Source organism: Streptomyces sp. NPDC059679, assembly GCF_042734105.1.
GTDB lineage: Bacteria > Actinomycetota > Actinomycetes > Streptomycetales > Streptomycetaceae > Streptomyces.
Map to the genome: position 1 here is coordinate 332,598 of NZ_JBHWES010000003.1, position 12,616 is coordinate 345,213.

General features: G+C 69.9%; 8 protein-coding genes. 6 read left to right on the forward strand and 2 right to left on the reverse strand.

What is annotated here, in order from left to right:
• Position 1 precedes the first annotated feature (1 nt).
• On the reverse strand, positions 2–1,393 hold the full coding sequence (locus ACFV2X_RS06435; RefSeq protein ID WP_385612168.1) for an ABC transporter substrate-binding protein: 1,392 nt from the start codon (positions 1,391–1,393) through the stop codon (positions 2–4).
• 148 nt (positions 1,394–1,541) lie between these two features.
• On the opposite strand from ACFV2X_RS06435, the gene ACFV2X_RS06440 reads away from it, so the two are divergent.
• From ACFV2X_RS06440 to ACFV2X_RS06455, 4 genes are all read left to right on the forward strand, one after another.
• Positions 1,542–2,336, forward strand: coding sequence for an IclR family transcriptional regulator (locus ACFV2X_RS06440; protein WP_014181960.1), 795 nt, complete (start codon positions 1,542–1,544; stop codon positions 2,334–2,336).
• A 155-nt stretch (positions 2,337–2,491) separates the two neighbouring features.
• Positions 2,492–3,778, forward strand: a complete 1,287-nt coding sequence (locus tag ACFV2X_RS06445) for an enolase C-terminal domain-like protein (RefSeq protein ID WP_385612171.1) — start codon at positions 2,492–2,494, stop codon at positions 3,776–3,778.
• Between the two features lie 300 nt (positions 3,779–4,078).
• Complete coding sequence (locus ACFV2X_RS06450) at positions 4,079–7,000, forward strand: alpha-mannosidase (RefSeq protein WP_385612175.1); 2,922 nt, start codon at positions 4,079–4,081, stop codon at positions 6,998–7,000.
• On the forward strand, positions 6,993–9,161 hold the full coding sequence (locus ACFV2X_RS06455) for an ROK family protein (RefSeq protein ID WP_385612178.1): 2,169 nt from the start codon (positions 6,993–6,995) through the stop codon (positions 9,159–9,161). Before ACFV2X_RS06450 ends, ACFV2X_RS06455 begins: the two co-directional genes overlap by 8 nt.
• 35 nt (positions 9,162–9,196) lie before the next feature.
• Here the strand turns inward: ACFV2X_RS06455 and ACFV2X_RS06460 are convergent, their stop codons facing one another.
• Positions 9,197–10,456 carry a glycoside hydrolase family 71/99-like protein gene (locus tag ACFV2X_RS06460; protein WP_385612365.1) on the reverse strand — a complete coding sequence of 420 codons (1,260 nt, stop codon included), beginning with the start codon at positions 10,454–10,456 and terminating at the stop codon, positions 9,197–9,199.
• Between the two features lie 418 nt (positions 10,457–10,874).
• Between ACFV2X_RS06460 and ACFV2X_RS06465 the strand changes: the two genes are divergently transcribed.
• Together ACFV2X_RS06465 and ACFV2X_RS06470 are read left to right on the forward strand one after the other, a co-directional pair.
• Positions 10,875–11,531 carry a ThuA domain-containing protein gene (locus tag ACFV2X_RS06465; protein ID WP_385612181.1) on the forward strand — a complete coding sequence of 219 codons (657 nt, stop codon included), beginning with the start codon at positions 10,875–10,877 and terminating at the stop codon, positions 11,529–11,531.
• Positions 11,516–12,613: a Gfo/Idh/MocA family protein gene (locus tag ACFV2X_RS06470; RefSeq protein WP_385612184.1), complete on the forward strand. Its 1,098-nt coding sequence runs from the start codon at positions 11,516–11,518 to the stop codon at positions 12,611–12,613. Before ACFV2X_RS06465 ends, ACFV2X_RS06470 begins: the two co-directional genes overlap by 16 nt.
• Positions 12,614–12,616 lie beyond the last annotated feature (3 nt).

Sequence of the window (12,616 nt, forward strand, 5' to 3'; positions counted from 1 at the left end):
GTCACTGGCCGGCTGCCTTCCAGTACGACTGGTTCAGATTGCTGATCTTGCGCGCGGTTGATTCGACGGAGGCGCGCCTGAGCGGGGACATGTCGGCGAGGATGTCGCCGACGTCGTTCTGCTCATAGCCGGGGGACTGGAGGTTCTGGTTGAGGTTGGCGTCGTACGTCGTCTCCGGCGTGCCCTTGAAGCTCTGGACCATGGAATTGAGCGTCGGGCCGAGTGCCTTTGCGGTGTCGGCGCCGAGGTCCGTGGCCGGCAGGTCGGTGGCGTCCTGAGCGAACTGGGCGGCGACCTTCTTGCCGGCCAGGAACCGCATCCACTTCTTGGCGTTGTCCGGCTGCCTGCTCGCCGAGCTGAGGGTGATGCCGGTGAGCGCCATCGGGGCCAGCGCCCGGTCGGGGACCGCGCCGCTCTTGGGAGCGGGCAGGCCGAAGGCGTAGACATCGTCCGGGTTCATGCCGCTCTGCTGCAGGAAGGCGAGGGTGAACGTGCCGCCGACATCGAACGCCGCCTTGCCCTGGGCGAAGGTCTGGTCCGCCTGGTCGACGTCGAGCGACTGGGTGCCGGGCGTCCAGTACGGGGTGAGCTGGTTGTACTGGGAGAGCACCTTGACGCCGTTCGGCGAGCCGAAGCCGGCGTTCTTGTCCTTGCCCCACAGGTCCTCGTAGCTCTTCTTGCCGAGCTGGGCGAAGGCGAGCGGCTGGAGTATCCAGTTGAGGCCGGGGCCTTTGGCCTTGAGACCTGTGGTGAGGCCGCCGTTCTTCGGGTCCTTCTTCGTCGTCGCCCTGAGGGCGGAGATCAGGTCCTCCCAAGTCTTCGGGGGCTGTTTGATCCCGGCGTCGGCCAGCTTCTGCTTGTTCGCGTAGACGATGCCGAACGTGCCGATGGTCAGCGGGACGCTGTAGCGCGCGCCCTCTTTGATGCCGTTGTCCGAGGACTTCTTGTTCTGGGACTTCTTGAAGCGCTCGGGCGTGATGAGGCCGGATTCGTGTACGGAGTGCTGGATCTCGTTGAGCCAGTCGCCCTTGTAGTCGTCGCGCAGGTCCGCGGCGATGCCGGCCGCGCCGAGGACGCGGTCCTCGCCGTCGGAGTGCACCTCGAGGACGTCGGGCAGATCGCCGGTCTTGGCGGCGCTCTGCACCTTGGTCATATAGGCCTCTTCAGGTGTGAAGACCTCGATGCTGACGGAGATGCCGGTCTCCTTCTTGAACTCCTTGGCGGCGTTGCGCAGGGCCTTGACGTGGGACTGCTTGAACGTCCACATCGTGAGGCTCTTGGCGTCCGAGCCGCCGGAGCCGCTGCCGCCGCAAGCCGTCAGGGCGCTGAGCGACAGCGCGGTGGCCACGGCGGTGGCGACGTACGTGGCCTTGCGGGAAGTTGAGATACGCATGAACCCCTACCTAGGGTCGACCGTTCAGAAGGCCGAATGGCGTTGGAGTGACCGAACTTAGGCTCGTCGTGATATAGCGTCAAGACGCAGGGCGGGATTGAGCGTGGGTGACGGTCCAGTCGGGATCTGGGCGGGAAGCGGAGGGGCAGTGGAATCGGTGACGGACGCGGCGGGGGTCCGCAAGGTCGAAGAGGTCAAGTCCGCGGCTCGGGTCCTGGAGGTCCTCGAACTCCTCGGGCGGGACGGCGCCCGCCTCTCGCTTGCGGAAATGGCGAGCGCGATGGCCGTGCCCAAGAGCAGCCTGCACGCGATCCTGCGCACCATGCAGGCGAGGCGCTGGGTGGACGTCGATCCGTCCGGCACGCGCTACAGCCTGGGTCTGAAGGCCCTGCTCACCGGCACCGCGTATCTGGCCGGCGACGACGTCGCGAGCCTGGCCGGGCCGGTGCTGGACGCCTTGGCCGAGGAGACCGGCGAGGCGGTGCATCTCGGCAGGCTCGACGGTACGCACGTCGTCCACCTGGCCAAGCGCGAGTCACGGCACGCGCTGCGGACGTACTCCGCGGTGGGGTATCGGCTGCCGGCGCACGCCACGGCTTTGGGCAAGGCCGTGCTCTCCCAGCTGGACCAGGCGGAGGTGCAGCGCCGGCTCACCTGGCCGCTGGAGAAACTCACGCCGGACACCGTCGTCGACCCGGACGCCTTCCTGGCCGAACTCGCGGAGGCGCGGCTGCGCGGCTGGGCCATGGACGACGGGGAGAACGCGGTGGACATCCGGTCCGTCGCCGTGCCGCTGGGCGTGTCCCCGGACGGCGGTGACGCGGTGAGCTGCTCGGCGCCGCGCAGCAGGATGGGCGACGACCGGATCGAGGAAGTGGCCCAGGCGGTGACCGAGGCGGCGCACTCTCTGAGCATGCTCCTCAAGCGCCTCGGCCAGCACTGAGCGCACATGCGCGGCGCCACGGGCGCTTTGAGGGCCGGGAGCTCGTGCCCCCGGCCCTCAAGCGCCATATCTGTATGGCCGTTGACAAAACGGATCCCCGCTCCATACGTTCGGATGGCAGTACGTCATTCTGCTACTCGAATGCTGGAGTCCGTATGACGGAGCCTGATGCCCTCGCCCTCACCCGCCTGCTCGCTCCGGCCCCCTGGGTCGATGAGCGCGGGTCCAAGATCCGCATCACGGCCGTCCGCACCTTCCTGACCGCCCCGCATGGCTGCCCCCATCTCATCGTCCGCGTGGAAACCGACGAGCCGGGGCTGTACGGCCTGGGCTGCGCCAGCGATCCGCAGCGCACCCTTGCCGTCCGCTCGGTCCTCGACGACTACCTCGCCCCGCTGCTCACCGGACGCGACCCGGACGACATCGAAGACCTGCACCGGCTGATCCTGAACAGCGCCTACTGGCGCGGCGGTTCGCTGACCGGCAACGCCCTCGGTGGCATCGACGTCGCCCTGTGGGACCTCAAGGCGAAGCGCCTGGGCGTCCCGCTGCACTCCCTGTTCGGCGGCCGAGTGCGCATCGGCGCCGAAGCGTACACCCATGTCGACGGAGCCGACGCCGAGGAGATCGCCGACAAGGTGGGTGCGGCCCGGCAGCGCGGATACCGGCATGTGCGAATCCAGGCCGCGGTGCCGGGATCTGACACATACGGGGCAGGTGGTGGTGCCGATCCGCAGGCGGTGCGCGAGCGCCGGGTGCCGTGGGACTCCGCGGCGTATCTGCGAAACGTCCCCCGGGTGCTGGCACGGGTACGCGAACTCGTGGGCGACGAGGTCGAATTGCTGCACGATGTACACGAACGGCTCGATCCTCGCCAGGCCGCGGACTTTCTGCGCCGTGTCGAGGACATCGGCCTGTACTTCGTCGAGGACCTGCTCGCCCCTGAGGACGCCGCGCACTTCGCACGGCTGCACGCCGTCTCGCCGGTTCCCCTCGCCGTGGGTGAACTCTTCAGCGATCCCCAGCAGTTCGTGGCCCTCCTGAAGGGACCGGACATCGATTTCGCGCGCATGCGGATCCCCACGCTCGGTGGCCTGACTCCTGCCCGGAAGCTGGCAGCCCTGTGCGAACTGCACGGGGTCCGCCTTGCCCCGCACGGACCGGCGGACGTCAGCCCCGTCGCCCAGGCCGCGACCCTCGCGCTCGACGTCAGCAGCCAGGCCTTCGGCGTTCAGGAAGCAGCCGTCTTCAAGGAGCCGGTGCACGAGGTGTTCCCCGGCACCGTGGCGGCACACGGCGGGCTACTTGTGCCCTCCGGAGCGCCAGGCCACGGCGTCGACTTCGACGAGGCTGCGGCCCGGCGCCACCCGGTGCCCGAGCCTCTCGGTCACGATCGGTGGGCGCTGCTGCGCAACACCGACGGCAGTGTGCAGCGGCCCTGAACCCGTCGCGCATACATGGGAGCTCTACGGAGCCCAGCATAAGTCCATCGATTTGACTTAAGGCGCCGAGCGGGGCGGGAGACACCCACTGGGTGTGCTCCCGCCCCGCTCGGCGCTCGCATACCCGAAACGTCAATCCTTTTCTTTACAAGCGACCTCGGATTTGGAATCTAAGTCCCCTGACAAAAGAAATCTCCCCGGCCCTCATCTGCAATTCAAGGGAGCCGGTGCGAAGCGTTGACTTGATAACACACATGGTTTTACATAGCGGTTACTGGCTGGACGCGAAGGGGACCGCCCATGCTCGAAGAGCGCATAGCCGCATTCCTCGCCCAAAGGCTGCGACCGGCGCTGTACCCGCTCCGCATTCCTCTCGATGTCGGCGCCTGGCATCTGCCGGGCGAGCCCGTTCCCGCACCTGTCGCCCTGCGCGCCGACTATGAACCGTTCTGCGTGGGCGACACATGGGGGCGGCCGTGGTCAACCACCTGGTTCACGCTCCGGGCGACCGTGCCGAAGGGCTGGGCGGGCCGTCGCGTCGAGGCGGTCCTCGACCTGGGCGGCGGGGAAGGCGCCAGGCCGCAGGCGCTCGTCCGCGACGCGTACGGAGCGCCGCTGCAAGGACTGGGCGCCGCGCATCCGGACCCGGTCCTCGTCGCCGGGCGCGCTCTTGGAGACGACGACGTACGACTCTTCGTCGAGGCCTCCGTCGTCGCGGCCGCAGCCGATGCCCTGCCGCTGCGGGTGGGCCGTGCCGACCTCGCCGTGCGCGACGAGGCAGTGTGGCGGCTGTCGCACGACATAAGGGCGCTGCACCGACTGCAGCGCTCGCTGACCGACGACGTACCGCGCGCGGCCCGCATCCGTGACGCCCTGGAGCGCGCGATCGACGCCGTCGACCCGCGTGCCGTCGGTCGCACCGCCTCCGCCGCATGCGCCGTGCTCGCGCCCGAACTCGCCCGCGAGCCGTCGAGCCGCCCCACGTTTGTGGTGGGAGAGAGCGCTCCCGCCGCGCTCGGCGCCGTGCCCCTGCACGAGGCGGTTCGTGCCTGCGCCCGTGACTTCAGCACGTTCGCCGCGCTTGCCGACGAGTACCCCGGATTCGTCTCCGTCGCGCCCGCGGTGCAGCACTACGCCTGGATGAAACAGCACGAGCCGCATGTCTTCGAGCGGCTGCGCAAGATGGTCGCCGACGGCGCCTGGCTGCCCGTCGGCGGCCTGTGGGCGCAGGCCGACACCGAACTTGCCGGGTCGGAGTCGCTGGTACGGCAGTTCGTGCACGGGCGTCGTTTTCTCCGCGGCGAGTTCGGCGCCGACAGCGACGGTGTATGGCTGACCGACACGGACGGCGTCTCACCGGCCCTGCCGCAGATCGCCAGGGCCGCGGGCGCGCACTGGCTGATGGTCTCCCGACGGGACGCAGCGCGGTCGCGGTCAACGTTCACCTGGGAGGGCATCGACGGCACCGCCATGCTCATCCGCCTCACGGGCCGTGCAGCCGGCCCCGGCAGCGACGAGGCCTCTGCCCAGTCCTTGCACACCCTGCGCAACCCCGACCGCGCCACGCTGGAGCGGGCCCGCCGCCTTGCGGACCTGGACGGCCCGCCGTCACACAGCTTGCACCCCGCACACGACACGGACGTCGGCGCCAGGATGCGCGGCGCCCTCGACCTCGCCCCGCACGCGGGCACGTACAGCAGCCAGGCGCGCACCAAACGAGGCAACCGGATGTGTGAAGTGCTGCTCCACGAGGTGGAGTTGTGGTCGGCCACGGCGGCGGTGCGGCGCGGCATTCCCTATCCGTACGACGCACTGAACCGCATCTGGAAGTCCGTGCTCACTCAGCAGAGCCACGACGTCCTCGCCGGCGCCGCGGTCGCCCGCGCCCGCCAGGACGCCGAGGATGCGCACCATCAGGCCGCGCGCCGGCTCACCCGGATCGTCCACCGCGCGCTCGGGCCGGGCGGGGACGTCGCCGCGCACAACGCGGCACCGTTCGCACGCCGCGAAGTCGTCCTGTTGGACGGCGTGGTCGAGGGCGCCGCCGTCGCCCAGGGGCTGCCCGGCGGGCGGTGTGCCGTGCTCGCCGAGGCGCCCGCCCACGGCAGCGGCCCGGTGGCCATCGCACTGGACGGTACGGCACCGGTCACGGCCCGCCGCACCCGCGAGGGGCACTCCGTCCTCGACAACGGCCTGGTGCGCGTCACCATCGACGGCGACGGTCTCGTGCGTTCCCTCGTCGACCCGGCCACGGGCCACGATGTCATCGCCCCCGGCGGCCGCGGAAATCTGCTGGAACTCCACCGTGACGAGCCGGTCGCCGACCCGTCCCGCACACTCGCGCTCGGCAGCGACCGGACCCGCCGGGACCTGATCCACGCGCAGGACGTCGAACTTCTCGCGAGCGGGCCGCTGGTGGCCACGGTGCGGGTGCGCCGCGGAAACGGCCGCTCCGTCTTCACCCAGGACCTGACGCTGACCGCGGGCGGCCCCTCGCTGACGGTCGACACCGAGGTCGACTGGCGCGAGCGCGACACCGCCCTCAAACAGACGTGGCCGCTCAACGGGCCGGCATCACACGTGCGGTGCGGCATCGCCTTCGGCCACACCGTGCACACACCGGGCGACGGAGAGGAACGGGCGGCGCAGCGCTGGATCCACGTCGACGCCCCCACGTGGACGGTCGGCTTCGCCGGCGACGTCACCCACGGCCACGACGTCGTCCCTCGCGAACGGTGCGACGGCGGTACGGACACGACACTGCGGCACACCCTGCTCCGCGCCCCGCACAGCCCTGACCCGCACGCCGACCGGGGAGTGCACCGCTTCCGGCACACCGTGCGGCCCGGCGCCACAGTCGGCGACGCTGTCGCGGACGGCTACCGCCTGGACATGCCCCTGCGTCTGTCGGACGGGGCGTCGTCGTTGCGTCCGCTGGTGCGCGTCGACCACCCGGACGTCGTCGTGGAGACGGTGAAGCTCGCTGAGGACCGCAGCGGAGACGTCGTCGTACGTCTGTACGAGTCCAGCGGCAACGCTGCGCGGACCACGCTCACCGCCGACTTCGCCGTCGCCGAAGCGTGCACGACCGATCTGCTCGAGGAGAACGCCGTCCCGCACGCCCACGACGGACCCCGCATCCACCTGCAACTGCGCCCGTTCCAGATCCGCACCCTGAGGATCAGCCGGGCCGAGGCCGACGAGGAGCCACTCGGTGCCTGATCCCCTCCACGCCGACACGCTGACGTCCCGGACTCGGGCGACGCTGCGCGACTGGGCCGTGGCCGACGGGCCCCTCGCGCTGCGCGCCCGGATCGTGCTGCTGGCCGCCGAGGGCCGGCGCGACGCGGAAATCGCGCGGCGCCTCGGCGTGTCCCGGCAGACCGTGGGCGCCTGGCGGCACCGCTGGTACAGCGGCGGACTCGCCGGGCTCGAACAGCGCCGCCGCACCGGACGGCCCGTGACGGTCGACGAGGCGGACGTCGTCACCAGGACCCTGCTCGCGCCTGGAGGCAGCGGTGCGAGCCGCGCCATCGCCCGCGAACTCGGCGTCTCCCACGCCACGGTCGCGGCGATCCGCCGCCGCTGGAACATCATGCCGGACCAGCCGATCGTCCCCCGCATCCCGACCCGTCCGCCACTGCCCGGCGCCGATGCGTGGGTGATGGGCCTGTACGCCGACGCCGACCGGGGCGTCCTGCTCGTCGGCACCCGTACGGAGGCCCGGAGGTCCGCGGCCGCGGTCACCGTGATCGACGCCGAGGTGCTGGCCGGAGTCGACCGGGCCTTGGACACCCTGCGCCTCGAACCGGCCTCAGACGACCAGGAGTTCAGGGCATTCCTCGCCGACGCGGCGGCCGTGCACGCGGACATCACCCTGCACGCCGTCACGCTGTGGTCGACCGATGAGCGGCGGCCCGCCGGATCGCTCGTCAGCCACCACGACCTGCCTGTGCGCGCGAGCTGGCGCGGCTTCCTCAATGCCCTGATCGCCCTGGACAGCACGAGCCACCCCGAGTCGTCACGCCGGGTCTTCCTTGACCTGGTGGCGGCGCTCGAGCGCCCCGTACAGCCGGCCGGCCGCTCGGTCCGCTGGCTGCGCGAGCGCGTCGCCGAGCACCAGAGCCGTCCGGATGGCGGTTGGCACGCCCCGGACGCACCGTCGTTCAGCGGAGTCAACCAACTCGACCTCGGATCCTTCAACGAGTGCGTGGTCATCGAGACCGTGCGCCTCGTCGGTACCGTCACCCGCGGCGAGATCGCCCACCGGACCGGCCTCACCCAGCAGTCCGTGTCCCGCATCGCCCGGTCGCTGCTGGACCGTGGCTTTCTCGTTGAGGACGCCCAGCGCCGTGCCACTTCCGGCAAGCCGCGCACACCGGTACGGCTGTGCGGCTCCGCCGCGCACGCCCTCGGCCTGCACATCGACCCGGAGGTGCTCACCGCCGTCGTGATCGACCTCGACGGAGCCCTCGTGTGTACGTGCACACGCACCGTCAGTGCCGACATCGATCCTGCCGAATTCGTCGCGCAAGCCGTCGAGGTGGGCCATGAAGCGCTCGGCAAGGCGCGTGGCGCCGTTCAGCCCAACGGCTTCCTCGGCGTCGGCGTGGCCGTGCCGGGACCGGTCGACATCGCCTCCGGCACCGTCCTCGGGCCGCCCCTGATGCGGGCCTGGCAGGACCTGCCCCTGCTGTACCTGCTGAAGGAGCACTTCCCCTGCCCGGTCCTCATCGAGAAGGACTCGCTCGCCGCTGCCGCGGGCGAGCGCTGGATCGGGCGCGACCGCAGGGCCCGGGACTTCGCCTACCTCTATCTCGGCACCGGCGTCGGCTCCGGCCTCTACCTCAACGGCGACCTCTACCGTGGAGTCAGCGCGAACGCGGGGGAGTTCGGGCAGCTGTGCGCGCTCGCCCTTGACCGCGTCGCCGCGGACGGACGGCCCGAGATCCTGCCCGAGTGCAACCCGCCCGTGTCCGTGCCGAGGTTCGCCGAGCGGCTCGGCCTGCGCACCGCCGGCACGGAGCACAGCAGCACCGAGGCATACCGCGCCGTCGGGCGCGCGGCCACGGCCGGACACCCGGCCGCCACCGCCGCCCTGCGCGAAGTGGCACGTGCCGTCGGAAGAGGAGCCCTGGGGCTGGTCGATCTTCTCGACATCGACCTGATCGTTCTGGGCGGCCCCTTCTTCACCGACGACGTCGCCGACTGCTACCTGGAGGAGATCGGGCGCGCCGTCAATGAGTTCCCCACCGCCCGCCGGTTGCGGCGCGTCCACGTGGAGCGCTCGGTGCTGAGCGCGGAAGCCGCCGCGGTGGGCGCCGCGTCGACACTTTTCCATGCCACGTTCACCCCGCGCCTGAAGGGACGCGAGCGGGGCTGAGGCAGGGGAGGGCCCCGCCTCGGCCCCGGCGGACCTCACGTGGTCGGTGTCGGCCGGTTGGGGGTGAGAGCGATCTGCCCCTTGAGCATGCGGCCGCCGTCACCGGTCAGCCGCAGGTAGTAGTCGGACGAGCACGCCGTACCGTCCTCGTCGAGCGCCCAGATCCCCGAACCCGACGGCACATCGGCCCCGGTCGCCGCCGTCTTGGCGATCTGATTGCCCTCGTTGAACTCGTCGAACATGGAGATGTAGATGCCGCCCACACCCAGCCGCACCATGTTGTAGAACTGCCGCCACATGAAATCACCATGCCTGCGGTGACGTTCCTGGAGATCGCCCGGCATCACACACGGCTGATAGTCGATGCCGTTCGCGTCACAATCCGCTTTGTCCGGCGTATTGATGTTGGTGAAGAAGTCATCGGACTGGGAAGGGCTGGAGATACGCCCCACCATCCATGGGGAGATCATGTTGAACGAGTGGTACACGGCGGAGAATCCGGGCCGTGAATCCTCGGTACCGGTACGCCAATGCGTAGGCACACCTCCGATCACATAACAGCCCTGTGCCTTGAACCAGTCGACGACGTCCTTGCACGGCGCCGGATCGAATGGTCTCCCCGAGTCATTGAATCCGAACCCCCAAATACACACCACCGGCTTGCCGTTCTGCCGCGCATAAGCACCGGACGCGGTGTGCGCCTTCATCTTTTCCGTCCAGTCCTGCTTGATCTGGGACTGCATGGACGTCCAGCCGCTGACGTCGTACATGATGTAGAACTTGCGCCCGTTCGCCTCGGCCGCCTGACGCACCTTCTGTGCCATACCGTCGCGCGTCGGACCCTCGTCCCCGAAGGGGTTGAAGCGCTGAAGAGCGGCCGTGTCGATGTTGTTCTCCCGCATCCAGCGAAAGTGCGTGTCGACGGTCTGCTGGTCCCACGACGAGAAGAGCTGAGCGGGCCTGCCGCTGTTGAGATTCGGGTACGCGGTGGTGAACCCGCGCTGGTAATCGGCCATATCCGGCCAGGATTTGATGGTTGTGTTCGACAGTGACGGAGGTTGGAACCGGTCCCTGCTCCAGTGCCACCAGGTGTTGATGGGGGAGCCGTCGCCGGTGCAGGCGAACCAGCCCTGATAGCCGACGGATATCTTTCCGACGACATCGCCCGGCCCGCTGGCGGCGGGCTGGGCACCCGCGCTCTCGGCCGCGTCGGCCCTCGTCAGTCCGGCCACGGTGCCCAGGCCCGCGCTCGCGGCGATCGCGCCGCCGATCACGCTGCGTCTGGTGACGGCCATGGAGTTCCTCCAGTGGGGTTGGGGGAGTGGGGGCATGGCATTTCTCCGCGTGCCAGCAAAACCATGGTGCTGCCCGGAGTCAATGGCCGGCGCGGGCATTTCTCCCGCGAATCGGCAACTGGTCAAAGCGAATTCTGGTTGCCGGCGGGAATTGAGTGGGAGTGGAAAATAAGTGGCCTGACACCTGAGTCGGTAGGCGTGAACAAGACCTTCGTCGACTCGGGGTGCGCGGGCTCCTCCCATGCTTCATCCAACGTATTGACAAAATGCGACGGAGGTTCGTAGCTTCTCAACATGCTGAGCCCGTCGCGTCTGCTCAGCGCCAACTTCTGCTGGGTCGCGACCACCGTTGAGCGACTTCATCCGACTCCGACCGCCGCACTCCACCCTGCGGCGCCGATGGGAGCGTGTCATCACCTTGACCAGCGACATCCGGCGGGCGCTCGTCGTCCGTGGCGGCTGGGACGGGCATCAGCCCGTGACGATCAGCGACAGCTTCGTACCGTTCCTCAAGGACCGCGGATTCACCGTGGAAACCTCCGAGGACCTTGCCGTGTACGAGGACGCGGAGCGCTTGGCCGCGACCGACCTGATCGTGCAGTGCTGGACGATGGGGACCATCACCCGCGAGCAGAGCGAAAACCTCGCCGCGGCGGTGCGCGCGGGCACCGGCCTCGCCGGCTGGCACGGCGGCATCGTCGACTGCTTCCACGACCACGGCTACCACCTGCTGACCGGCGGCAAGTTCGTGATGCACCCGCCGGGCTTCCACGACCACACCGTGCGCCTGCTGCCCGAGCGAGCCGACCATCCCGTCATCGAGGGCCTCAACGACTTCACCGTGCACACCGAGCAGTACTGGGTGCTCACCGACCCGCATATCGACGTCCTCGCCACCACCACCTTCGCGGCCGACGAACTGCGGGACCGGCCCGCGGTGATCCCCGCCGTGTGGACCAGGACCTGGGGCGCTGGGCGGGTCTTCGTCTCGACCATCGGGCACAAGCCCGACGACTTCGACGTGCCCGAGGTGCGCACGCTGACCGAAAGGGGACTGCTGTGGGCGAGCCGCTGAAGCCTTGGAACATCGGCATCGTGGGCGCCGGAAAGATCAGCGGCGCTTATCTCGCGACGCTGGAGCGCCTGACTTCGCTGCGCCTGACCGCCGTCACCGACCTCGACCGCAGCCGCGCCCGTGCCATTGCGGAGCAGGCCCCGGGCGGGGGAGAGCCGGCCGTCGCGGAGTCCGTGGCCGACCTGGTGGCCCGGGACGACGTGGACGCCGTGCTCAACCTGACGATCCCGGCCGCGCACGCCGAGGTCGCCCTTGCGGCGCTCGGCGCGGGCAAGCATGTGTACGGCGAGAAGCCGCTGGCGGCCAACCGCAAGGAGGCCGACGCCGTGCTGGAGACGGCGCGCACGGCAGGCCTGCGGGTCGGCTGCGCGCCCGACACGGTCCTCGGCACCGGAACCCAGACCGCGCGCAAGGCGGTGGACGACGGCCTGATCGGCAGGCCGGTCGCGGCCACCGCGTTCATGACCACCGCGGGCCATGAGACGTGGCATCCGGACCCGGAGTTCTACTACCAGCCGGGCGGTGGCCCACTGCTCGACATGGGGCCCTACTATCTGTCGGCCCTGGTCCACCTGCTCGGCCCGGTGGTCAGAGTGACCGGCGCGTCCTCCCGACCGCGCGCACAGCGTACGATCGGCAGCGGCCCGCGCGCCGGGCACGCCTTCCCGGTGGAGGTGGACACCCACATCACCGGCGTCCTGGAGCACGCGGGTGGAGCCCTGTCCACGCTCGTGATGAGCTTCGACATCCACGCCGCGCGGCTGCCGCGCATCGAGGTCCACGGCACCGACGCCTCGCTGTCCCTGCCCGACCCGAACGGCTTCGACGGCGCCGTTGAGATCCACCGCGGAGACGGCTGGACGACGCTGCCCGTCTCTGCCGGCTACCCGGACGCGGGACGCGGCGTGGGCCTTGCCGACCTGGCCGTTGCCCTGTCGGCCGGACGACCGCACCGGGCATCGGCCGAACTCGCCGCACACGTCCTGGACATCATGCTCACCCTCATGGACGCGGCGGCTCAGGGCCGAGCCCTCCAGGTGACCAGCTCCTGCGAGCGCCCCGCCCCGGTGGACGGTCGCTGAACG

What these genes read in the sequence shown, in the direction of transcription:
- ACFV2X_RS06435 (WP_385612168.1), bottom strand. Translation starts at nt 1,393, where the DNA reads ATGCGTATCTCAACTTCCCGCAAGGCCACGTACGTCGCCACCGCCGTG.
- ACFV2X_RS06445 (WP_385612171.1), top strand. Translation starts at nt 2,492, where the DNA reads ATGACGGAGCCTGATGCCCTCGCCCTCACCCGCCTGCTCGCTCCGGCC.
- ACFV2X_RS06450 (WP_385612175.1), top strand. Translation starts at nt 4,079, where the DNA reads ATGCTCGAAGAGCGCATAGCCGCATTCCTCGCCCAAAGGCTGCGACCG.
- ACFV2X_RS06460 (WP_385612365.1), bottom strand. Translation starts at nt 10,456, where the DNA reads ATGGCCGTCACCAGACGCAGCGTGATCGGCGGCGCGATCGCCGCGAGC.